The sequence below is a fragment of the Paraburkholderia denitrificans genome, from assembly GCF_042655705.1.
In the GTDB taxonomy this organism is placed as follows: domain Bacteria; phylum Pseudomonadota; class Gammaproteobacteria; order Burkholderiales; family Burkholderiaceae; genus Paraburkholderia; species Paraburkholderia denitrificans.
Genome location: NZ_JBHSMP010000045.1, coordinates 39,451 through 61,978, shown reverse-complemented (window position 1 = coordinate 61,978; position 22,528 = coordinate 39,451). Strand labels below are relative to the sequence as shown.

Here is a 22,528-nt window from a genome sequence, read left to right as displayed (position 1 = left end):
TTCATGAGCTATCGCGAACTGATCGTCGAGCTGGATCGCAAGCGCGCCGAAGCACTCTCCGACGCGCTGATCGAACTCGGCGCGCTGTCGGTATCGGTGGAAGACGCCGACGCCGACACGCCCGACGAACAGCCGCTCTTCGGCGAGCCGGGCCTCACGCCCGAACGCACGGCGTGGCAGCACTCGCGCGTGATCGCGCTGATCGGCGACGATCAGGATCCGGCAGTGCTGCTCGCGGCGGCAGCGAATGAACTCGGCCTCGCTGAAACGCCGAAGTTCGCGCTGCGCGAAGTCGAGGAGCAGGACTGGGTGCGGCTCACGCAATCGCAGTTCGCGCCGATCCAGATCGGCGAGCGCATCTGGGTCGTGCCGTCATGGCACGACGCACCCGATCCCGATGCGCTCGTGCTCGAACTCGATCCGGGTCTTGCGTTCGGCACCGGCAGCCATCCCACCACGCGACTGTGCATGGAGTGGCTCGAACAGAACGTGAAGCCGGGTGCATCGCTGCTCGACTACGGCTGCGGCTCGGGCATCCTCGCGATTCTTGCGAAGAAGTGCGGCGCCAATCCCGTGATCGGCATCGACATCGATCCGCAGGCCGTCGAATCGGCACGCCAGAACAGCGCGCGCAATCACGCCGATGTCACCTACGGCCTGCCCGACGACTGCCCGCCGGGCGAATTCGACATCGTCGTCGCGAACATTCTTTCGAACCCGTTGAAGCTCATGGCGTCGATGCTCTCGTCGCGCGTGAAGCCAGGCGGACGCCTCGCGCTGTCAGGCATCCTCGCACGCCAGGCGGAGGAAGTCGCGCGCTTCTACGAGCCGTGGATCGACATCTCGGTCTGGCGCGAATACGAAGGCTGGGTGTGCCTCGCAGGCACGCGGCGCGGCTAACCGCTGAATGCCAGTAGAATGACGGGTATCGCCAACTGTACGGCCTACCCGGATCCCCAGCCCACATGCTCCTGGCAACGCGCTGCCCATTCTGCGAAACCGTCTTCCGAATCCAGCCCGCGCAGCTCGCCACGCGGCGCGGCCTTGTGCGCTGCGGCCACTGTCAGGAGACGTTTGACGCGTCGGGCAGCCTGTTCGACGTGCCGGTGGGCGGCGATTTCGCCAGTGCCGTACCCGTTGCCGCCGACGTCGTTGCGGGCCTGACCGCAGCGCAGCCCGCGCCCGCCGCCGGGCATCCGCCCGAAGGCTCGCCTGCGGCGAGCCAGCCAACCGGTACACCCGGCGCACCCGACTTCGCAAACCCCGGATGGGATCGGTGGGCGCCGCGCGCGGACACTCATATCGACGACCGCTTCCTCTACAACGCCGAGCATCTGCCGTCGTCCGGACTGACGCCGAGCGTCACGCCGACGATCGTGCATGCGCCCGCCGAGCCGCACTTCCCGCCCGAACCGCCCGAGCCGCCGGCAAATACAGGCGCCGCACCAGCAGCGGCAGCCGCAGGAGCGGCTGCAGCGGCACCTTCGGCTGCCGCGCACTGGCGGCAAGTCGCACCGGATCTCACCGAACCGACCCTTTCGGCGAACGAAGCATCGTCCGCGAGAACCGGCGCGCCCGATCCCGTGCTGCCGGGCGCTGCAGCCGCAGCGGCTGCATCCACGCAGCCCGGCTTCAGCGCGCTTTCACCGGATGAAGGCGCCCAACCGTTCGCCGTCACCCGCGAGGCGCCCGCACGCGGGTCGCGCCGCACGGGCTGGCGCATCGTCGGCGCGCTGCTCGCGCTTGTCCTGCTCACACTGCTCGCCGCTCAGGTTGCCTGGTGGATGCGCGAAACCGTGATGGTCAATTGGCCCGCCTCGCAGCGGTTCTATGTGCAGGCGTGCGAGCAACTCGGCTGCCGCGTGCTGCCGCCGCGCGACATCGACGGCCTGCAGGTCGAGCCGTCCGATCTGCGCCAGGTCGACGATCCGCACCATCTCGAACTGAAGGTGCCGCTGCGCAATCACTTCGACGTGGCGCTCGCGTTTCCGGCCATCGAACTCACGCTGCTCGACCGTCAGAACAACGTGGTCGTGCGCCGCGTGCTGTGGCCGCAGGATTACGTCGCGCCCGGCACGCGTATCGAGGCGGGCCTGCCCGCTCGCACCACGCAGACGATCATCGTGCGGCTCGATACCGGCAATGTCGTCGCATCGAACTTCCGCATCGAGATCTTCTATCCCTGATGCGCATTCCCTTTGCGCAGCCGCTCTCGCGCGGCTCGCGCGCTCCCTGCGCCCGGCGCTGCCGGGTGCGTCTTTCGTTGCTACATGAACTTCCGGAGAGCACATCATGAGTCAAGTCACGCTGGGTGGTAACCCGATCGACGTCGCAGGTCCGTTCCCGACCGCCGGGCAGAAAGCACCGGCGTTCTCGCTTGTCGGCAAGGACCTGAAGCCCGTCTCGCTCGTCGACTTCGCGGGCAAGCGCAAGGTGCTCAACATCGTCCCGAGCCTCGACACGCCGGTCTGCGCCACCTCCACGCGCAAGTTCAACGAAGCCGCGGGCAAGCTCGACAATACGGTTGTCGTCGTGATCTCGGGCGATCTGCCGTTCGCGGCCGCGCGCTTTTGCACGACCGAAGGCATCGACAACGTCGTCACGGCCTCGACCTTCCGCGGCCATGATTTCGCCCAGGCGTACGGCGTCGATGTGACGAGCGGTCCGCTCACCGGCCTGACCGCGCGCGCGGTGGTCGTCATCGATGCGAACGACAAGGTCGTCTACGCCGAGCGCGTGGCCGAAATCAAGAACGAACCGAACTACGACGCTGCGCTCGCAGCACTGAAGTAATCTGGCAGCCGCGCGCCGCCGCCCTGCATGTGCAGTGCGCGACGCGCGGCTTTCTCAACTCTCTCCACGCCCTACAGGAATACCGGCCTTGGCTACGCTGATTTGCGGCTCGCTCGCCTACGACAACATCATGACCTTCGAAGGTCGCTTCCGGGAACACATCCTGCCCGAACAGGTGCACATCCTGAACGTGAGCTTCCTCGTGCCGACGATGCGCCGCGAATTCGGCGGCTGCGCGGGCAACATCGCCTACTCGCTGCATCTGCTCGGCGGCGATGCGCGCATCATGGCGACGCTCGGCGGCGCCGACGCGCAACCCTATCTCGACCGCCTCGACACGCTCGGCCTGTCGAAGGCGCACGTGCGCGTGCTGCCCGACACGTGGTCGGCGCAGGCCATGATCACGACCGATCTCGAGAACAACCAGATCACCGCATTCCACCCGGGCGCGATGATGCAGTCGCACCTGAACCGCGCCGATGAAGCGCCCGGCATCAAGCTCGGCATCGTCGCGCCGGACGGCTTCGACGGCATGGTCCAGCACGTCGAGCAGATGGCCGCCGCGGGCATGCCGTTCATCTTCGATCCGGGCCAGGGTCTGCCGCTCTTCGACGGCCCGTCGCTGCGGCACGCGATTGAACTTGCGACCTATGTCGCGGTCAACGACTACGAAGCGAACCTTGTCAGTCACCGCACCGGCTGGTCGATCGAAGAAATCGCCAGCAAGGTCGATGCGCTGATCGTCACGCGCGGCGAGCACGGTTCGCAGATCTACCACGATGGCAGCGTCGAGGACATTCCTCCGGTACAGGCTGCTCGCGTGCTGGATCCGACCGGTTGCGGCGACGCATTCCGCGGCGGTCTGCTCTACGGCATCGAGAACGGTCTCGGATGGGCAACCTCCGGCCGTCTCGCTAGCCTGATGGGCGCGCTCAAGATCGAACATCTCGGTCCGCAGACCTACGCGCCCACGCGCTCGCAGATCAATGAACGGTTCAAGCAGGCGTTCAGCTACGAACTGCCGAATTGAACCCAGGCTCCGCGCGGGGCCTTTGAACGCCTTTAAGAATGCCGTTGAGAACTACGGGGTATCAGAATAATGAATCGTCCAATTGTTGCAGTCCTGATCGCAGGCTCGCTTGCGGTCACGGGGTGTGCGTATAACAGCAGTTCCGCCAACGTCTACACGGCGTCGCAGGCGCAGCGCGAGGCCACGGTTCGCATGGCGACGGTCGAAAGCGTGCGTGTTGTGAGGATCAGCTCGAACGACGGCCAGCCGAGCGGCCTGGGCGCCATCGGCGGCGGTGCGCTCGGCGCGGTGGCGGGCAGCGCGATCGGCGGCGGGCGCGGCTCGATCGTCACAGGCATCATCGGAGGCATTGCGGGTGCGGTGGCCGGCAACACGGCGGAAAACAGTCTCGCGATGCACGACGGCCTCGAGATCACCGTGCGCCTCGACACCGGCGACCTGCGTGCGATCACGCAGACCGCCACCGGCGAAGTCTTCAACGCCGGAGACCGCGTACGGCTGCTTTCGAGCGGCGGCGTCACCCGCGTCACGCACTAAAACAGCGACACCGATTTCCCCTGTACCGCGCAAGGCGCCAGTCGCCGCACGCGGAACCTCAGGCGCATGTGCTCCCCTGTGCATGCGCCTTTTTTCATGCCTGCGCACGGGCGTTCGCGCCGGTGAGGGGCGAAAAAAATCCCGTCGCGGGCGTGCCCTGCGACGGGATCTGCATCGGGCCTCGAATCGACCCGAAGCGCGAAGCGCGCGATGCGCGCCTCGCCTGGTACTGCGTATTACGGACGGCTGCCGGTCGGGAACGGCCATGCTGCGGCCGGGTTCAGGGCAGTCTTCACGGTTGCTGCGGGAGCGGCCGGTTGCGCAGCAGCAGGGGCAGCGGGTGCGGGCGCGGCGGCGGCCTTCCTGGCAGCTGCCTTCTTCGCCGGGGCCTTCTTCGCGGCGGCCTTCTTCGCAGGCGCAGCCGTCTTGGCAGGCGCAGTCTTCTTGGCAGGCGCAGCCTTCTTCGCAGCGGCCTTCTTCGCAGCGGCCTTCTTCGCGGGCGCAGCCTTCTTCGCAGCGGCCTTCTTCGCCGGTGCAGCCTTCTTCGCAGCGGCCTTCTTCGCCGGTGCAGCCTTCTTCGCCGCGACCTTCTTTACGGCGACTTTCTTCGCTGCAACCTTCTTGGCTGCGGCCTTCTTCGCCGGTGCAGCCTTCTTCGCCGCGACCTTCTTCACGGCGACTTTCTTCGCTGCAACCTTCTTGGCCGCGACTTTCTTCGCCACGACCTTCTTGGCTGCAACCTTCTTCACAGCGGCCTTCTTCGCCGGTGCTGCCTTCTTCGCAGCAACCTTCTTCACGGCGACCTTCTTGACCGCTACTTTCTTCGCAGCAACTTTCTTTGCCGGAGCGGCTTTCTTCGCTGCGACTTTCTTCACTGCAGCCTTCTTGGCCGCCGGTTTCTTCTTGGCAGTAACCATTTTCTTCTCCTTCAGGTTCAGATGAGAGTCAGTTCAAACATCGCCCTTCGTCAAAACCCGCTTCCCGCGAACGCTTCTCAGGGCGCACGCTGCGAAGCGGGCTATTCATCGGCGTACGCTGATCCCGCGCGCTTACGCTAATGAATGCGGTAAGGCGCGCGATGCCCTTTGGCACCGCGCGCCATGTCAATCCGGCATCGGATACCGACGCCGGCCAACGTTCGTTGAAGACGCCGGCCACACGGCCCGCGCCTTTTTCCGGGGGGAAGTTTGCCCATCCCTCTGAAGGGTTCGCAAAGTGCCAGTCATATCGGTGAGCCGCCAGGGCTCCGGGCACGCTTTGCATCAGGCGTTCCTGCTCCTAATCATCTAGCCGGTACGCGCGCTTGCGCAAGCGCCGCCGGCATCCCCACAATAGACTTGATCAGCGGTGCGTCCCGCTCACTCCCAGGACAGTGCACCGCCTGTCTGATATTCGATCACACGTGTCTCGAAGAAGTTACGCTCCTTCTTCAGGTCGATCATCTCGCTCATCCACGGGAACGGGTTTTCCTCGTTCGGGAACAGCGGATCGATACCGATCTGCTGGCAACGACGGTTGCTGATGAAGCGCAGATAGCCCTTGAACATCGCCGCGTTCAGACCGAGCACGCCACGCGGCATCGTGTCTTCCGCGTAGCGGTATTCGAGGTCGACCGCCTGCTTGAACAGATCAGCGATCTCTGCACGGAACGCGGGGGTCCACAGGTGCGGGTTCTCGAGCTTGATCTGGTTGATGAGGTCGATGCCGAAGTTGCAGTGCATCGACTCGTCACGCAGGATGTACTGATATTGCTCCGCCGCGCCAGTCATCTTGTTCTGGCGGCCAAGCGCGAGGATCTGGGTAAAGCCGACATAGAAGAACAGGCCTTCCATGATGCAGGCGAACACGATCAGCGACTTGAGCAGCTTCTGGTCGGCTTCGAGCGTGCCGGTCTTGAACGACGGATCCGTGAGCGTATGGATGAACGGGATCAGGAACTCGTCCTTGTCGCGGATCGACTTGACCTCGTGGTACGCGTTGAAGATCTCGCCTTCGTCCAGACCGAGCGATTCGACGATGTACTGGTAAGCGTGCGTGTGGATCGCCTCTTCGAACGCCTGGCGCAGCAGGAACTGGCGGCATTCGGGCGCCGTGATGTGGCGGTAGGTACCCAGTACGATATTGTTCGCGGCGAGGGAGTCGGCGGTCACGAAGAAGCCGAGGTTGCGCTTGACGATGCGTCGCTCGTCATCGGACAGACCGTTCGGGTCTTTCCAGAGCGCGATGTCGCGGGACATGTTGATTTCCTGCGGCATCCAGTGGTTCGCGCAGCCCGCCAGATATTTTTCCCAGGCCCACTTGTACTTGAACGGGACCAACTGGTTCACGTCGGTCTGACCGTTGATGATGCGCTTGTCGGCGACATTCACGCGCGCTTCGGAGGACACCGGCGCCGGAGGCGGCGGGGGAACTGCGAAGTCGCTGGAGAAAATATTTTCCGCTGTGGTTGCCTGAGGAGTGGAACGCAGACCGAACTGCACATCGGCAGCCGGGACAGCCTGGCCCTCGGCGTTACGCATCGTGTTTTGCTGCGCACCGCTCGACGGATTTACGGCCGTGATCTCGTCATCCCAGTTGAGCATAAATGTCACCATCAATTTAGATCGGTTTGTACCATCTTTTCGTGAGCGGTAAAAGGGCTCGCACACGAAAAGTTCTGATTTCGATTCACGGTGCGACCTGCATACAACACTTTGTCATCGCATCGTGTCGATCGCTTCGCGCAAGCGCTGCGATAACTGCGTGAGTGCATGCCTTCGCGTGTGTCGAATGAGTCGTGAAAGAGTGTGTGTTCGCGGCGCGCGACGCACGATGTGCAAGAAGCACTGCATGCCTCGGTCACTGCTTCAACGGCGGACTTCGCATGCTCGTCGCTGCTCAACGCTGATCATCGCTACATGTCGGGAAGCAACCCGTGAAGCAACCCGCGTGCATCGGCGAAAACTCCAGGGATTCCTGATGCCCTCTCGCCGATCTTTGCGCGAGTCGCCGCGTGCGTGCCGGTAAATGTGCGGTCGCGATTGATGCGATTGATGCGAGCGCCGCGAACCTGGCTGCTGGCGGCGCGCATCGCACGCGCCGCCTTTTCCTGCTAACCGCTGCCTACTGTTTACTACTAGTAGTGCTGCTGTGCCGCTTCAAACGCGGTGCACTGCAGCGTGCATCACTGGCAGGCTTCGCACTCTTCGAAGCCCGGATCGCCCGGACGCATCATGCACACGGGACCGTCGGCCTCGGGCGCTGCCGCCGATTGCAGGAGCGTCGAGTCGGCACCACCACCTGCTGCGCCGGAACCCGAGCCAAAACCCGCGCCACCGAATGCGCCGCCGGAGCCAGCCGCACCGCTGCCGCCAGTGCCGCTATTGCCGCTCGTCGGCACCGCGTTCAGCGCGCCGTGCGCCACCGTCGACTTCTCGACGTGCGTCGCCGCCATCGTGCGCAGGTAGTAGGTCGTCTTCAGGCCGCGCACCCACGCGAGCTTGTAGACCTCGTCGAGCTTCTTGCCCGACGCGCCCGCCATGTAGATGTTCAGCGACTGCGCCTGGTCGATCCACTTCTGGCGACGCGACGCCGCTTCGACGAGCCACGTCGGATCGACTTCGAACGCCGTCGCATAGATCGCGCGCAGATCGGCCGGAACGCGGTCGATGCGCGAGAGCGTGCCGTCGAAGTACTTCAGGTCGGCGACCATCACCTCGTCCCACAGGCCGCGCGCCTTCAGGTCGTGCACCAGGTACTCGTTGACCACCGTGAACTCGCCCGAGAGGTTCGACTTCACGTAGAGGTTCTGGAACGTCGGCTCGATACAGGCCGCGACGCCGATGATGTTCGAGATCGTTGCCGTCGGCGCGATCGCCACGCAGTTCGAGTTGCGCATGCCGTGCGTTGCGATGCGCGCGCGCAGCGACGCCCAGTCCATCGTCTCGCTCGTGTCGACTTCGACGTAACCGCCGCGCGCGTCGGCGAGCAGCTTCAGCGTGTCCTGCGGAAGGATGCCGCGATCCCACAGCGAGCCGCGATACGTCGAGTAGCGCCCGCGCTCCTCGGCCAGCTCGCTCGACGCCCAGTAGGCGTAGTAGCAGACCGCTTCCATCGACTGATCGGCGAACTCGACCGCCGCCTGCGACGCATACGGCGTGCGCAGCAGATGCAGGCAGTCCTGGAAGCCCATGATGCCCATGCCGACCGGACGGTGCTTCAGGTTCGAGTTGCGCGCCTTCGGCACCGCGTAGTAGTTGATGTCGATAACGTTATCGAGCATGCGCATCGCGACGCTGATCGTGCGCTTGAGCTTGTCCTGGTCGAGTGCGTAGCTGCCGTCGGCCTGCTTGACCATGTGCGCGACGAGGTTCACGGAGCCGAGGTTGCAGACCGCGATCTCGTTGTCGTTGGTGTTGAGCGTGATTTCCGTGCACAGGTTCGACGAGTGGACGACGCCGACATGCTGCTGCGGCGAGCGCACGTTGCACGGGTCCTTGAACGTGATCCACGGATGGCCGGTTTCGAACAGCATGCCGAGCATCTTGCGCCACAGCTGGGCCGCGGGCATTTTCTTGTACAGCTTGATCTCGCCGCGCGCGGCCTTCTCTTCGTAAGCGACGTAAGCGCGCTCGAACTCGTCGCCGAACTTGTCGTGCAGGTCCGGGCAGGAAGACGGCGAGAAGAGCGTCCAGTCGCCGCCTTCCATCACGCGCTTCATGAACAGGTCGGGAATCCAGTTCGCCGTGTTCATGTCGTGCGTGCGGCGGCGGTCGTCGCCGGTGTTCTTGCGCAGCTCGAGGAACTCTTCGATGTCGAGGTGCCACGACTCCAGGTACGCGCAGACTGCGCCCTTGCGCTTGCCGCCCTGGTTCACGGCGACTGCCGTGTCGTTGACCACCTTCAGGAACGGCACCACGCCCTGCGACTTGCCGTTGGTGCCCTTGATGTGCGAGCCGAGCGCGCGCACGCGCGACCAGTCGTTGCCGAGGCCGCCGGCAAACTTCGAGAGCAGCGCGTTGTCCTTGAGCGCTTCGTAGATGCCGTCGAGATCGTCGGAGACGGTCGTCAGGTAGCACGACGAAAGCTGCGAGCGGTGCGTGCCCGAATTGAACAGCGTCGGCGTCGACGACATGAAGTCGAACGACGAAAGGATGTTGTAGAACTCGATCGCGCGCGCTTCACGGTCGATCTCGTTGAGCGACAGGCCCATCGCGACGCGCATGAAGAATGCCTGGGGCATCTCGATGCGGGTGCCTTCGACGTGCAGGAAGTAGCGGTCGTAGAGCGTCTGCAGGCCGAGGTAGCCGAACTGCAGATCGCGGTTCGCGTCGAGCGCCGATGCGAGGCGCTTCAGATCGAACTGGAGCAGCTTGTCGTCGAGCAGGCCCGCTTCCGCGCCGCGCTTCACGAACTGCGGAAAGTATTCGGCGTAACGCTCGGCCATCTGCGCCTGCGTCACTTCCTCTTCGAGAATTTCGCGACGGATCGTGTGCAGCAGAATGCGCGCCGTGACCTGGCTGTACGCCGGGTCCTTTTCGATCATCGTGCGTGCAGCGAGGATGGCCGAGTCGTAGACCTGTGCCATCGGCACGCCGTCGTAGAGGTTCTTCACCGTTTCCGCGACGATCGGATCCGGGTTCACTGCATCGCCGAGGTGCTCGCACGCCGACACGATCAGCGCGCGCAGCGCGCCCATGTCGAGCGGACGCGTCACGCCGTTGTCGGTAACGTTCAGGCCAGGCGCCGCCGCTGCCTGCGTTTCGAGCGCGTGGCCGCGTTCCTGGTTGCGCTTCTCGCGATACAGCACGTAGGCGCGCGCGACGTTGTGCTCGCCGCCGCGCATCAGCGCAAGTTCGACCTGATCCTGGATGTCTTCGATATGGAACGTGCCGCCATTCGGACGGCTGCGCACGAGTGCGCGCACGACGTTCTGCGTGAGTTGTTCGACGAGTTCGCGCACGCGTGCCGACGCCGCGCCTTGTCCGCCGTTGACAGCCAGAAATGCCTTGGTCATCGCGATCGCGATCTTCGACGGCTCGAACGGCATCACGCTGCCGTTGCGACGGATCACCTTGTGGTCCTCGAACTGCGACGTGCTCGCCTGGCCGGTTTGCGGCTGGCCACCCGGCGTATGCGCAACAGGCGCGCCTTCTACCCGGCTCGAGACGTTATCGGTCGTTTGCATGTGCAAAGCTCCTGGTCCTGGAAGTGTGCGAAGCGTTTTCGCGGATTAAATCGGATGCCGCGCCCCCGTGCGCGGTCGATCGGGTGGAGAAAGAGAGCCAGCCTGGCGAGGCTGCCGGATGCGGCAAGGCCGATGGGACAAACGCGATACGAGTGTTCATCGTGCATGCCGCGATCATTGGCTGCGCCCTCTTTCCCGACTACAGCCGGTGCACCAGTTCGCAACTACTTGCGCCGGATACACCGCACATCATTCTTTTTTCCTGTGCCGCTAATGCACGCGGCGCCGTGCTCATGGAGCCGGGCGCCGCATCACAACACAACATATGGTGTAAAAGCGAATGTTGTTCACCAAGTATAGTGAAGATTCGGACTCGATCAAACCAATTTATTTCAGCGCAAACTCTTGACAACCAGAAACGCTCCGGCGCGCCGGGGCCTTGCGGTAACGCAACAGTCAGAGCGATTTTTTATGCCGGCAACGCAGAGTCACAGCGTCGCATCGGGTGCGCCCGGTTGACGAAAGCAGGGGAAGTACGCGTCGGCAAGCTGCGTGTCGCGTTGCAGGCGCGCCCAGTCGAAATGCGGCCCGGGGTCGGTCTTGCGGCCCGGTGCAATGTCTGAATGACCCGCGAGCGCACGGATCGGATAGCGCGCGGCGAGCGCCTTCACGAGCGCCGCGAGCGTCGCGTATTGCGCGGGCTCGAACGCCGTCGTGTCGCTGCCTTCGAGTTCGATGCCGATCGAGAAGTCGTTGCAGCGCGCGCGGCCGAAGAAGTTCGACACGCCCGCGTGCCATGCGCGCGCGTCGCAGGAGACGAATTGTTCGAGCGCACCGTCGCGATGGATCACGAAGTGCGCCGACACGCGCACGCCACGCAGATGCTGATCGAAGTAAGGATGCGCGTCGCAGTCGAGGCGATTGAGGAAGAGGTCGGCGATTTCGGGGCCGCCGAAGGTGTCGGGCGGCAGGCTGATGTTGTGCACGACGATGAGCGTCGGCACGGCGCCTGCGGGACGCGCTTCGAAGTTCGGCGACGGCAGGCGGCGCGCGGCGGCCACCCAGCCCTGCGCGTCCGCCTCGAACGGTGACGCTGCGCTCATCGCGCGGCGCGATCCTGGTTCGCCGTGCGTGCGGCGTAGGCGCGTGCGTGTTCGTCGCTGCAGAACGACTGCGAGCCCATCATCACGGACTCGCTGCGCGGCGCGTGCACGCCGCATTCGGCGCAACGCACCATCGGTTCAGCCAGCGCCGCCTGGCCATTCGGACGGCTTGCGCCGCCAGCCGGTGCGCGCCATGCGCCCTGCCCGTTCCGGGCGCTCTGACCACCTTGTGCACCTTGGCCACCCTGAGCGCCTGGCGTGCGTTGCCCTTGCGAGCCGGAACGCGACTGTGCGCCGCGCAGTGACTTGACGAACCACTGTCCGACGACGAACAGCAGAATCAGAAGGAAAAGCTGTCTCATGGCATCGATGCGCGTATCGATACGCGCTCAGGCAACAGAACGGTGCAGCAGCACCTCGAAGACGAACCGGCTGCCGACGTACGCGAGCAGCAACGCAACGAACGAGGCGATCACCCAGCGCAGCGCGGCGCGGCCGCGCCAGCCCGAAATCTTGCGTGCCGTGAGCAGCGCGCCGAACATCAGCCACGAGAGGATCGCGAAGACGGTCTTGTGGTCGAGCGAGAGCGGCTTGTCGATCAACTGCTCGTTGAACACGATGCCCGAGATGAGCGTGAGCGTGAGCAGTGCAAAGCCCGCGCTGATCAGGCGGAACAGCAGCTTCTCCATCGTGAGGAGCGGCGGCAGCGTCTCGATCCAGTTCGACAGCCAGCCGCCGCGCGTCAGCGCATTGCGCGGTATGCCGCCGCCGCGCAGCGCGTGCAGACGGCGCTCGACGGCGAGCATCAGGATTGCGTGCAAAGCGGCGATGGCGAAGAGGCCGTAGGCGACGTTCGCGATGACGAAGTGCAGCTTGAACATCGGTGCTGCGGCATATGGAAGCACGCGCACGCCGCCGAACAGAATCGGCAAAAGCGACGCCACCACGGCGAGCGGCAAGAGCATGAGCCGCAGCCCGTCGAGCTGGAAGAAAAAGCTCTCGATCCAGTAGATGCCCACGCCGAGCCAGAACATCGCCGACAACGCGAACGCGAAGCCGAAGATCATCTCGTTGTCGTGGAAGATCGTCGTGTGCAGCAGCAGGCCGTGCGCCGCGAGCGCGATGAACAGCAAAGTACGCGATACCGGCCCGAAACCGCGGGTGCGCGGCACGCCGTCGCCGTCTACCGTCGCCGTGACCGGCACCGGCGGCACGCTGCCGAGGAGCGGGCGCACGCCTGCGCGGCGCAGCGCGCGCCAGTCGGCGGTGCACAATCCGCCGTAGAGGAGTGCAGTGAGGGCATACAGTACAATATCCATATTCGAAGTTTACTATAGCCCCCTCAGGCTGCGACGGTTGCACCCTTATACCCGCGCGCTTGTGACTCGGGCTGCACTGTCTACCGCTCCCCATGCTCGACAATCTCACTCAACGGATGGCGCGCGTCGTCAAGACGCTGCGCGGCGAAGCCCGGCTGACCGAGGCCAACACGCAGGAAATGCTGCGCGAAGTGCGTCTCGCACTGCTCGAAGCGGACGTCGCGCTGCCCGTCGTGCGCGAATTCATCGCCAAGGTGAAGGAAAAGGCGCTCGGCGAAGAAGTGATCGGCAGCCTGTCGCCCGGGCAGGCGCTCGTCGGCGTCGTGCAGCGCGAACTGACCGCCGTGATCGGCGGCGACTACGAAGGCAAGGCCGCCGAACTCAATCTCGCCGTTTCGCCGCCCGCCGTCATCCTGATGGCCGGTCTGCAGGGCGCCGGTAAAACGACCACCGTCGGCAAGCTCGCGAAGCTGCTGCGAGAGAAGCACAAGAAGAAGGTGCTCACCGTTTCATGCGACGTCTATCGTCCGGCCGCCATTGCGCAGCTCAAGACGGTGACGGAGCAGGTCGGTGCCGAGTTCTTCCCGTCGCAGCCCGACCAGAAACCCGTCGATATCGCCAATGCGGCCGTCGATTGGGCGAAGCGCCACTATCACGACGTGCTGCTCGTCGACACGGCCGGCCGCCTCGGCATCGACGAAGCGATGATGAACGAGATCGCCGCGCTTCACTCGGCGCTCAATCCCGCGGAAACGCTCTTCGTCGTCGATGCGATGCTCGGCCAGGACGCCGTCAACACCGCGAAAGCGTTCAATGACACCCTGCCGCTCACCGGCGTCGTGCTCACCAAGCTCGATGGCGACTCGCGCGGCGGCGCGGCGCTCTCCGTGCGCCACATCACGGGCAAGCCGATCAAGTTCGTCGGCGTCGCGGAAAAGCTCGACGGCCTCGAAGTCTTCCATCCGGATCGCATGGCGAACCGGATTCTCGGCATGGGCGACATTCTCGCGCTCGTCGAGGAAGCGCAGCGCGGCGTCGACGTGCAGGCCGCGCAGAAGCTCGCCGACAAGGTCAAGAAAGGCGGCGACTTCGATCTCAACGATTTCCGCGCGCAGCTTTCGCAGATGAAAAAAATGGGCGGTCTCTCGACGCTCATGGACAAGCTGCCGGCGCAGTTCCAGCAGGCTGCCGCGGGCGCCGACATGGGCATCGCCGAAAAGCAGCTGCGCCGCATGGAAGGCATCATCAATTCGATGACGGCCGCCGAGCGCGCCAAGCCGGAACTCATCAAGGCAACCCGCAAGCGCCGCATCGCGGCGGGCGCGGGCGTGCAGGTGCAGGAAGTGAATCGCGTGCTGAACCAGTACGAGCAGATGCGCACCATGATGAAGAAGCTCAAGGGCGGCAATCTGCAGAAGATGATGCGCGGCATGAAGGGCATGATGCCCGGCATGCGGTAAGCTTGCGGTCCCTGCCGCGGCGCCCGGATGCGTTCGGGCGCCGCGCGGCGGCCCATCGTCGGTAATGCGGCGCGCGAGCCGGAAAGCGCGGGTTTATGCTGTAGCGCGCGCCAGCGTTATTTTCCACACTGAATAGCTACAGCTACGATCCCGCCTGAGTCATGAATCGCGAAGAAGCCCTGCACATATTCCGCCACTCCGAAGAGATCGTTTCCAGGCAAGCGGTCGATGAGTCGATCGGCCGGATGGCCGAAGCCATCCGCGCCGAAGTCAGCGAAGACTTCCCGCTCGTGCTATCGGTGATGGGCGGCGCCGCCGTCTTCACCGGCATGCTGCTGCCCCACCTCGACTTCCCGCTCGAATTCGATTACATCCACCTCACGCGCTATCGCAACGCCATCAAGGGCAGCGCCGAAATGCAGTGGCGCGTGGCGCCGCGCGAGTCGGTGAAGGATCGCGTGGTGCTGGTGCTCGACGACATCCTCGACGAAGGCGAGACCATGGCTGCGATCCGCGACCGCATCCTCGCGATGGGTGCGAAGCGATTCCTGTCGGCGGTGCTGTGCGAGAAGATCATCCCGAAGGCGAAGCCGCTGCATCCCGACTATTGCGGCTTCTCAGTGCCGGATCGTTACGTGTTCGGCTGCGGCATGGACGCGAAGGGCTACTGGCGCAATCTGCCGACTATCCGTGCGCTAACTGAAGACGTATAAGCGGACGCATAAGCAATTTCATGCGCCCCGCCGCTTGCGCGAAACGCGCGGAGCACGCGACATAAGAAAGCCGCCCATCAGAGCGGCTTTTTCGTTGGCGCGTTCGCCGGATATCAAAGGCTGTGGACGAACTTGCTGATCCCCGCGAGGATCATCTCGACCGAGATCGCCACCAGCACGAGTCCCATGAGCCGTTCGAACGCCGTCACCACACGCTCGCCGAGCCACTGCTGAATGCGCTCGGCCAGCACGAGCACCACGGCGCAAACCACCATCGTCACCGTGAGCGCCGCAATCCATTCGAGCAGCTTGCCCGGCGCCTGCGAGGTAAGCAGCATGACGGTCGCGAGCGCCGAGGGCCCCGCCAGCGCGGGAATGGCGAGCGGCACGATAAGCGGCTCGCCGCCCTTGTCGCTGCCGCCGAACGGGCCGCCCGGATGCGGAAAGATCATGCGCAGCGCGATGAGGAACAGGACGATGCCGCCGCCGATGCGCAGCGACGTATCCGTGAGCCCCATCATCCGCAGGAAGCCGTTGCCGGCCACCATGAAGATGAGCAGGATCACGAACGCGATCGCCACTTCTCTCAGGATCACGATCGCCCGGCGCGCTGGCGCCACATGGTGCAAACACCCGATGAAGAGCGGAATGTTGCCGAGCGGATCGGTGATAAGCAGCAGCAGGACCGTCGCGGACAGAAAGCTGTACTCCACGCTTGCCGTGCTCCGTGACGCTTAGCGCGCGAGCGCGGCGCGGACCTTCTGCGCCACGACCTGCGCGGCCTCGTCGGCCGGCAGCAGCGTCGCTTCCGCATCGCGGCGGCCCTGGTACTCGATCTTGCCTTCCTTCAGGCCGCGCTCGCCGATCACGAGGCGATGCGGCACGCCGATCAGTTCCCAGTCCGCGAACATGACGCCCGGACGCTCGCCGCGGTCGTCGAGGATCACGTCGATGCCCGCCTTCAGGAGTTCGTCGTAGACGCGCCCGGCGTGCTCGCGCACGAGCTCGCTGCGGTCGAGCCCCATCGGGCACACGACGACCTGAAACGGCGCGATCGATTCCGGCCAGATGATGCCCTTGTCGTCGAAGTTCTGTTCGATCGCGGCACCGAGAATACGCGTGACGCCGATGCCGTAGCAGCCCATCTGCATCGGTTGCGGCTTGCCGTTTTCGCCGAGGAAAGTGGCGCTCATCGCTTCGGAGTATTTCGTGCCGAGCTGGAACACGTGGCCCACTTCGATGCCGCGGCAGATGTCGAGCACGCCCTTGCCGTCCGGCGAAGGATCGCCCTTCTTCACGTTGCGGATGTCGGCGACGACCGGTTCCGGCAGATCGCGGCCCCAGTTCACGCCCGTCGTGTGGAAGTCCACTTCGTTCGCGCCGACGACGAAGTCGCTCATGTTCGCGACCGTCGAATCGGCGATCACCTTCACCGGCTTCTTCGTGCCGATCGGGCCGAGGTAGCCCGGCGGCGTGCCGAACCACTCGACGATCTCGGCTTCGGTCGCGAAGCGGAAATTGCCGAGGCCTTCGAGCTTGCTCGCCTTGATCTCGTTCAGATCGTGGTCGCCGCGCAGGAGCAACAGCCAGATCGTCGGTTCGGCGCCTTCGCCGTGATCCGTCGCCAGCACGATCGACTTGATCGTGCGCTCAAGCGGAATGCCGAGCAGCTCGGCGACCTGCTCGCACTTCGGCGCGCTCGGCGTCGCGGTCTTCGTGAGCGCTTCGGTTGCCGCACCGCGTTGCGCGATGAGCGGCAGCGCGTCGGCGGCTTCGACGTTCGCCGCGAAATCGGACGTCGGGCAGTAGGCGATGTCGTCCTCGCCGGTCTCTGCGATCACGTGGAATTCGTGCGAGCCGCTGCCGCCGATCGAACCGTTGTCGGCCGCCACGGCGCGGAACTGGAGGCCGAGACGCGTGAAGATCCGCGTGTAGGCGTCATACATCTTCTGGTACGAAACCTTGAGGCCGTCGACGTCCTTATCGAACGAATACGCGTCCTTCATGATGAACTCGCGGCCGCGCATCACGCCGAAACGGGGACGGATTTCGTCGCGGAACTTCGTCTGCACCTGATAGAAGTTCACCGGCATCTGCCGGTAGCTCTTGATCTGGTTGCGCGCGATGTCGGTGATGACTTCCTCGTGCGTCGGCCCCATCACGAAATCACTCTGCTTGCGGTCCTTGAAGCGCAGCAGCTCCGGCCCGTATTGCTCCCAGCGTCCCGATTCCTGCCACAGCTCGGCCGGCTGCACCGACGGCATCAGCAATTCGATCGCACCCGCGCGGTTCATTTCCTCGCGCACGATCTGCTCGACCTTGCGGATCGAGCGCAGGCCGATCGGCAGATAGTTGTAGATGCCGCCTGCGACGCGACGGATCATGCCCGCGCGAACCATCAACTTGTGGCTGACGATCTCGGCGTCAGCCGGCGCTTCCTTCAGGGTGCCGATAAAGAAACGGGAGGCTTTCATTCAGATTTTCCAAAAGCGGCGGCCCGTGCGGACCGCCCGAACAAGGTGAAACGGGTATAGGAATTCCCGGAACTGCGCGGTGCCGACATGCTAGCGCACTAAACAGGGCGCGGGCCGACCTCGCGAGCGAACGCCCCTTCGTACCTTGATTGCGCGCGTCGTTTGCCCGCTCTTGCGAGAATGCGCAGTAAAACGCTCCAATCTTCCGGCGCTCGGGTGCGTGAGGACCGTTATCTGTTTATAATCAAAGCAATTTTAAAGGATTCGAAGGTGGTTGTATGCTGGATCGTGAAGGCTTTCGCCCGAACGTCGGCATCATCCTCTTGAACGCGCATAACGAGGTGTTTTGGGGCAAGCGGGTTCGCGAACATTCCTGGCAGTTTCCGCAAGGGGGCATCAAATATGGTGAGACCCCCATGCAGGCAATGTATCGGGAGTTGCAAGAAGAAACCGGGCTGCTACCTGAGCACGTCAAGATCGTCGGTCGCACGCGCGACTGGTTGCGTTATGAGGTGCCGGACAAGTTCATCAAGCGCGAAGTGCGCGGCCATTATCGCGGTCAGAAGCAGATCTGGTTTCTGCTGCGCATGGTCGGGCGCGATTGCGATATCTGCCTGCGGGCAACGGAGCATCCCGAGTTCGATGCGTGGCGCTGGAACGAATACTGGGTGCCGCTCGAAGCGGTCATCGAGTTCAAGCGCGACGTCTATCAACTCGCGTTGACGGAATTGTCGCGCTTCCTGCGGCGCCCCGCAGCGGCGCGGCAGGATCGCGCCTGCCTGCACGCTCACGAAGTGCGCTATCCGCGCGTCGTCACGTCGGCGCACGCCAACGCCGTGCAGGCCGAGCCTGAGTTCGTCCACGAGCCGGATGGCGCAGCGGACGAAGGCGATTGCGGGCCGGGCCAGAGTATGATCGTGCCTGCGCCGGACGAGCATGACTGACAGGCCGACGACGGCGCACTGGACACAAGAACCGGCGGCACGAGCGAGACTCGCGTCGCCGTTTGCATTTGCGGCGCGATGCTGCTCGCGCGCGTCGCGACGTTGCTACGAAGGGAAATCAATTTGAACCGAATTGCTCTTGCTGCGGTGTGCGCCGCAGCCGCAAGTAGCGTCCTGCTGGCCGGTTGCGGCAGCTCTGGCCCGACCAACAAGGACGACAGCGCATTCGTCTATCTGCTCGACCGTAAAGGCGACTGGCAGGAAAACAAGCTCGAAGGGCTGCCTCCGCTGCCTGAGGCCAGCGCGAAGCTGCTGCCGTTCGACGTCTCCAACAACACGCCGCTCAAGTTCGCCGTCGATCCCGCTTCGCTCACGGTCGGCACGGACGGCGTCGTGCGCTACACGATCGTCATCACGAGCCCGACGGGCGCACGCAACGTGAACTACGAAGGCATTCGCTGCGATACGTACGAATGGCGCCTCTATGCGAGTCTCGACGCCGATCACAACGGCTGGGACAAAACCGTGGCGAACGACTGGTCGCGTATCGAGAACGGCTCGTTGAACGCGTATCACGCTTCGCTCTATCAGGACTACTTCTGCTCGAACAAGCTACCCGTGGCGAAAGCGTCGGTCATCCTCCAGAACCTGCGTTACGGACGCACGCAATCCTCGTTCGTTCGCTGAAGCTGCGTCCTGAAGCTTCGCGCCGATGTTGCGTTATTAAGTACGAAAGCCGCCCCGGCTCTGCGCCGGTGCGGCTTTTTTGCTGGGTACGCGTATGAAGAACGTCAGACGAGCACGAGATTGTCGCGGTGGATCAGTTCGGGTTCGAGCATGTAACCGAGGACGCTCTCGATCTCGCTGCTCGCATGACGCTGAATCAGGTTTGCTTCCGCGCTGCTGTAGTTAGTAAGTCCGCGCGCGACTTCGACGCCCGCGAGGTTCAGACACGCAATCACCTCGCCGCGCGCAAAAGCGCCGTGCACGCCAGTCACGCCGATCGGCAGCAGGCTTTTGCCGTCGGTAGTGAGCTTCTGAACGGCGCCATCGTCGATCACGACGTGCCCGCGCACCTGAAGGTGGTCGGTCATCCACTGCTTGCGTGCAGCCATGCGTGCGGTGCGTGCGATCAACTGCGTGCCGATCGCCTCGCCCGCCGCAAGACGCACGAGAACCTCGGATTCACGGCCACTCGCGATCACGGTATTCGCGCCGCTATGGGCCGCGCGCTTGGCCGCAAGGATCTTGGTCAGCATGCCGCCGCGGCCGATGCTCGATCCGGCGCCGCCCGCCATCGCTTCGAGTTCCGGATCGCCCGCATCCGCTTCCTGAACGAGCGTCGCTGACGGATCCTTGCGCGGATCGGCCGTGTAAAGGCCGCTCTGGTCGGTCAGGATGATGAGCGCGTCGCCTTCGATCAGATTGGCGACCAGTGCACCGAGCGTGTCGTTGTCGCCGAACTTGATTTCGTCGGTGACGACCGTGTCGTTCTCGTTGATGATCGGCACGACGCCGAGACGCAGCAGCGTGAGCAGCGTCGAGCGCGCGTTCAGATAGCGTTCGCGATCGGCGAGGTCGGCGTGCGTGAGCAGGATCTGCGCGGTGCGGATGCCATGTTCGGCAAAACGGCTCTCGTACACGTGGGCGAGCCCCATCTGGCCAACCGCCGCGGCTGCCTGCAGTTCGTCGATCTCACGCGGGCGCTTCGACCACCCGAGCCGCTGCATGCCTTCGGCAATCGCGCCCGAGCTGACCAGCACCACCTCCTTGCCCTGCGAACGCAGCGCCGCGATCTGCTTGGCCCAGCGGCCGATCGCCGCATGATCGAGCCCCCGGCCGTCGTTCGTGACGAGGCTCGAACCGACTTTCACTACCAGACGCCGGGAATCGGCGATGACGGAACGCATACTGCGCGATCTCCCCAAATAACGGATGACGATGCGACCGCCGGCGCGCCCTGCGCGCCGGCACTGGCGAGGTATTACTCCTGCGGCTGGCTCACGCCGCCTTCGGCGGGCGGCGTGTCGCGAAAGCGGACGTCGGACGCGAGGTCTTCAGCCTGTTCGGCACGGCGTGCATCCGAATGCGCGGAAACGTAGTCGTACACGGCGTAGCACAGGTTTTCGCAGCCCTGGCCGGTGAGCGCCGAGATCTCGAACACGGGGCCGTCCCACTCGTAGCGCTTCACGAAATCGGCCACGCGCGCGGCACGCTCCTCTTCGGGCACCATGTCGAGCTTGTTGAGCACGAGCCAGCGCGGCTTCTCGTAGAGCGACTCGTCGTATTTGCGCAGTTCGCCGACGATGGCTTTCGCCTCCGCCACCGGGTCGACCGCTTCGTCGAACGGCGCTAGGTCGACAAGATGCAGCAGCAGGTTGGTGCGCTGCAGATGGCGCAGGAACTGGTGACCGAGACCCGCGCCTTCCGCCGCGCCTTCGATCAGGCCCGGAATATCGGCGATCACGAAGCTCTTGCTCGGTCCCACACGGACCACGCCGAGGTTCGGCGCAAGCGTCGTGAACGGATAGTCCGCCACCTTCGGCCGCGCGTTCGACACGGACGAAATAAACGTGGACTTGCCCGCGTTCGGCATGCCGAGCAGGCCGACGTCCGCCAGCACCTTGAGTTCGAGCTTGATCATGCGGCGCTCGCCGGGCTTGCCGTCGGTTTTCTGGCGCGGCGCGCGATTCGTGGACGACTTGAAATGCAGGTTGCCGAGGCCGCCCGCGCCGCCCTGCGCGACCATGACGCGCTGGTCGTGCTCGGTGAGGTCGGCGATCAGCTCGCCCGTATCCTGATCGGTGATGGACGTGCCCACCGGCATGCGCAGCGTGACGTCGTCGCCGCCCTTGCCATAGCAGTCCGCGCCGCGGCCGTTCTCGCCGTTGCGGGCCAGATGCTTCTTCGTATAGCGGTAGTCGATCAGCGTGTTGATGTTGCGGTCGGCAATCGCGTAGACGCTGCCGCCGCGCCCGCCGTCGCCGCCGTCCGGGCCGCCGAACGGGACGAACTTCTCGCGCCGCATCGACGCGCTGCCATCGCCCCCATCGCCGGCGATGACTTCGATCTTCGCTTCGTCAATGAACTTCATGCGTTACTCCGTCCCGTGGATGTCGTTATTTTGCCGCGCGCAGCTTCGCTTGACCAACCTGGCCGAACGTCTGCGGCCGGCGTGGCCCGGGCCAATCGCCAACGATAAACAACGATAAATAAAAAGGCCCCGCAAACTTCGCGGGGCCTTCCTTGCGTCGATTGCGAGCGGGCTAAAAAGCTTAGGCCGCTGCCGGGACGACGTTGACCATGTGCTTATTCGCTGCGCCCTTGGTCGTGAACGTGACGTGGCCGTCAACCAGCGCGTACAGCGTGTGGTCCTTGCCGATGCCGACGTTGTTGCCCGGGTGCATGCGCGTGCCGCGCTGGCGAACGATGATGCCGCCTGCGAGGATCGCCTGGCCGCCGAACACCTTCACGCCAAGTCGTTTCGACTCTGAGTCACGGCCGTTCCGCGAGGAACCGCCAGCCTTTTTGTGTGCCATTTGTTTGCTCCTTTACCTTCGTGCGCTTTGCGTCGACTTAAGCGTTGATCGCGTCGATGCGCAGTTCGGTGTAGTTCTGGCGGTGGCCGCCGTGCTTCTGGTAGTGCTTCCGGCGACGCATCTTGAAGATGGTCACTTTGGCGTGACGACCTTGCGAGACAACGGTAGCCTTGACGGAAGCCCCACTGACCAGCGGCGTACCGAACTTAATCGATTCGCCTTCGCCCACTGCGAGAACCTGGTCGAGCGTGATTTCTGCGTCAATGTCTGCCGGTATCTGTTCTACTTTAAGTTTTTCGCCAACGGCAACCTTATACTGCTTGCCGCCGGTTTTTATGACCGCGTACATTGAGAACCTCACTCTGAGAATACTTTCCAGCTTGTTGACAAACCTGCACGTGCAGGCTGCATTTGGCGCTGGAAACCGCTGATTATACATGGAGTTAGATA

21 protein-coding genes and 1 pseudogene are annotated in these 22,528 nt (G+C 64.1%); 9 read left to right on the top strand and 13 right to left on the bottom strand.

Annotated elements, in window-relative coordinates; genetic code table 11:
- Positions 1-3 precede the first annotated feature (3 nt).
- From prmA to ACFPTO_RS24860, 5 genes are all read left to right on the top strand, one after another.
- Positions 4-900, top strand: a complete 897-nt coding sequence (prmA, locus tag ACFPTO_RS24880) for a 50S ribosomal protein L11 methyltransferase (RefSeq protein ID WP_377715721.1) — start codon at positions 4-6, stop codon at positions 898-900.
- Between the two features lie 65 nt (positions 901-965).
- A complete protein-coding gene (locus tag ACFPTO_RS24875) occupies positions 966-2,186 on the top strand; it encodes a zinc-ribbon and DUF3426 domain-containing protein (RefSeq protein ID WP_377715719.1) in 1,221 nt (406 codons plus the stop codon).
- A 106-nt stretch (positions 2,187-2,292) separates the two neighbouring features.
- Positions 2,293-2,793 (top strand): thiol peroxidase, encoded by a 501-nt coding sequence (tpx, locus tag ACFPTO_RS24870; RefSeq protein WP_377715717.1) that lies wholly within the window; start codon positions 2,293-2,295, stop codon positions 2,791-2,793.
- 88 nt (positions 2,794-2,881) lie between these two features.
- Positions 2,882-3,823: a carbohydrate kinase family protein gene (locus ACFPTO_RS24865; RefSeq protein WP_377715715.1), complete on the top strand. Its 942-nt coding sequence runs from the start codon at positions 2,882-2,884 to the stop codon at positions 3,821-3,823.
- Positions 3,824-3,892: 69 nt separating this feature from the next.
- Positions 3,893-4,360 (top strand): outer membrane lipoprotein, encoded by a 468-nt coding sequence (locus ACFPTO_RS24860; RefSeq protein WP_377715713.1) that lies wholly within the window; start codon positions 3,893-3,895, stop codon positions 4,358-4,360.
- Between the two features lie 236 nt (positions 4,361-4,596).
- Here ACFPTO_RS24860 and ACFPTO_RS24855 read toward each other — a convergent pair whose 3' ends face one another.
- From ACFPTO_RS24855 to ACFPTO_RS24825, 7 genes are all read right to left on the bottom strand, one after another.
- Positions 4,597-5,277 (bottom strand): histone H1-like DNA-binding protein, encoded by a 681-nt coding sequence (locus ACFPTO_RS24855; protein ID WP_377715711.1) that lies wholly within the window; start codon positions 5,275-5,277, stop codon positions 4,597-4,599.
- 28 nt (positions 5,278-5,305) lie between these two features.
- Positions 5,306-5,623 carry a hypothetical protein gene (locus ACFPTO_RS24850; protein ID WP_377715710.1) on the bottom strand — a complete coding sequence of 106 codons (318 nt, stop codon included), beginning with the start codon at positions 5,621-5,623 and terminating at the stop codon, positions 5,306-5,308.
- A 95-nt stretch (positions 5,624-5,718) separates the two neighbouring features.
- Positions 5,719-6,942, bottom strand: a complete 1,224-nt coding sequence (locus ACFPTO_RS24845) for a ribonucleotide-diphosphate reductase subunit beta (RefSeq protein ID WP_377715708.1) — start codon at positions 6,940-6,942, stop codon at positions 5,719-5,721.
- A 581-nt stretch (positions 6,943-7,523) separates the two neighbouring features.
- On the bottom strand, positions 7,524-10,526 hold the full coding sequence (locus ACFPTO_RS24840) for a ribonucleoside-diphosphate reductase subunit alpha (protein WP_377715707.1): 3,003 nt from the start codon (positions 10,524-10,526) through the stop codon (positions 7,524-7,526).
- A 488-nt stretch (positions 10,527-11,014) separates the two neighbouring features.
- Positions 11,015-11,629 carry a 1,6-anhydro-N-acetylmuramyl-L-alanine amidase AmpD gene (gene ampD / locus ACFPTO_RS24835; protein WP_377715705.1) on the bottom strand — a complete coding sequence of 205 codons (615 nt, stop codon included), beginning with the start codon at positions 11,627-11,629 and terminating at the stop codon, positions 11,015-11,017.
- A complete protein-coding gene (locus ACFPTO_RS24830) occupies positions 11,626-11,991 on the bottom strand; it encodes a PP0621 family protein (protein WP_377715704.1) in 366 nt (121 codons plus the stop codon). The genes ampD and ACFPTO_RS24830 overlap by 4 nt, the downstream gene beginning before the upstream one ends.
- A 27-nt stretch (positions 11,992-12,018) precedes the next feature.
- Positions 12,019-12,948, bottom strand: a complete 930-nt coding sequence (locus ACFPTO_RS24825) for a cytochrome C assembly family protein (protein ID WP_377715702.1) — start codon at positions 12,946-12,948, stop codon at positions 12,019-12,021.
- A 92-nt stretch (positions 12,949-13,040) separates the two neighbouring features.
- Here ACFPTO_RS24825 and ffh point away from each other — a divergent pair, with 92 nt between their 5' ends.
- Both ffh and ACFPTO_RS24815 read left to right on the top strand, forming a co-directional pair.
- Positions 13,041-14,408, top strand: a complete 1,368-nt coding sequence (gene ffh / locus ACFPTO_RS24820; protein WP_377715701.1) for a signal recognition particle protein — start codon at positions 13,041-13,043, stop codon at positions 14,406-14,408.
- Between the two features lie 161 nt (positions 14,409-14,569).
- Positions 14,570-15,121, top strand: a complete 552-nt coding sequence (locus ACFPTO_RS24815) for a hypoxanthine-guanine phosphoribosyltransferase (RefSeq protein ID WP_377715699.1) — start codon at positions 14,570-14,572, stop codon at positions 15,119-15,121.
- Between the two features lie 113 nt (positions 15,122-15,234).
- On the opposite strand, the gene ACFPTO_RS24810 is transcribed toward ACFPTO_RS24815, so the two are convergent.
- On the bottom strand, positions 15,235-15,834 hold the full coding sequence (locus tag ACFPTO_RS24810) for a MarC family protein (protein WP_377715697.1): 600 nt from the start codon (positions 15,832-15,834) through the stop codon (positions 15,235-15,237).
- Positions 15,835-15,855: 21 nt separating this feature from the next.
- A complete protein-coding gene (locus tag ACFPTO_RS24805; protein ID WP_377715695.1) occupies positions 15,856-17,595 on the bottom strand; it encodes a proline--tRNA ligase in 1,740 nt (579 codons plus the stop codon).
- 278 nt (positions 17,596-17,873) lie between these two features.
- Here ACFPTO_RS24805 and ACFPTO_RS24800 point away from each other — a divergent pair.
- Together ACFPTO_RS24800 and ACFPTO_RS24795 are read left to right on the top strand one after the other, a co-directional pair.
- Positions 17,874-18,407, top strand: a pseudogene (locus ACFPTO_RS24800) (RNA pyrophosphohydrolase); the annotation flags it as partial.
- Between the two features lie 255 nt (positions 18,408-18,662).
- Positions 18,663-19,226: a CNP1-like family protein gene (locus tag ACFPTO_RS24795; RefSeq protein WP_377715693.1), complete on the top strand. Its 564-nt coding sequence runs from the start codon at positions 18,663-18,665 to the stop codon at positions 19,224-19,226.
- Between the two features lie 104 nt (positions 19,227-19,330).
- Here the strand turns inward: ACFPTO_RS24795 and proB are convergent, their stop codons facing one another.
- From proB to rplU, 4 genes are all read right to left on the bottom strand, one after another.
- Positions 19,331-20,449 (bottom strand): glutamate 5-kinase, encoded by a 1,119-nt coding sequence (proB, locus tag ACFPTO_RS24790; RefSeq protein ID WP_296655530.1) that lies wholly within the window; start codon positions 20,447-20,449, stop codon positions 19,331-19,333.
- A gap of 74 nt (positions 20,450-20,523) precedes the next feature.
- Positions 20,524-21,633, bottom strand: a complete 1,110-nt coding sequence (gene cgtA, locus ACFPTO_RS24785) for an Obg family GTPase CgtA (protein WP_377715686.1) — start codon at positions 21,631-21,633, stop codon at positions 20,524-20,526.
- A 181-nt stretch (positions 21,634-21,814) separates the two neighbouring features.
- Complete coding sequence (rpmA, locus tag ACFPTO_RS24780) at positions 21,815-22,078, bottom strand: 50S ribosomal protein L27 (RefSeq protein ID WP_293042744.1); 264 nt, start codon at positions 22,076-22,078, stop codon at positions 21,815-21,817.
- Between the two features lie 37 nt (positions 22,079-22,115).
- Complete coding sequence (gene rplU / locus ACFPTO_RS24775) at positions 22,116-22,427, bottom strand: 50S ribosomal protein L21 (RefSeq protein WP_007180329.1); 312 nt, start codon at positions 22,425-22,427, stop codon at positions 22,116-22,118.
- Positions 22,428-22,528 lie beyond the last annotated feature (101 nt).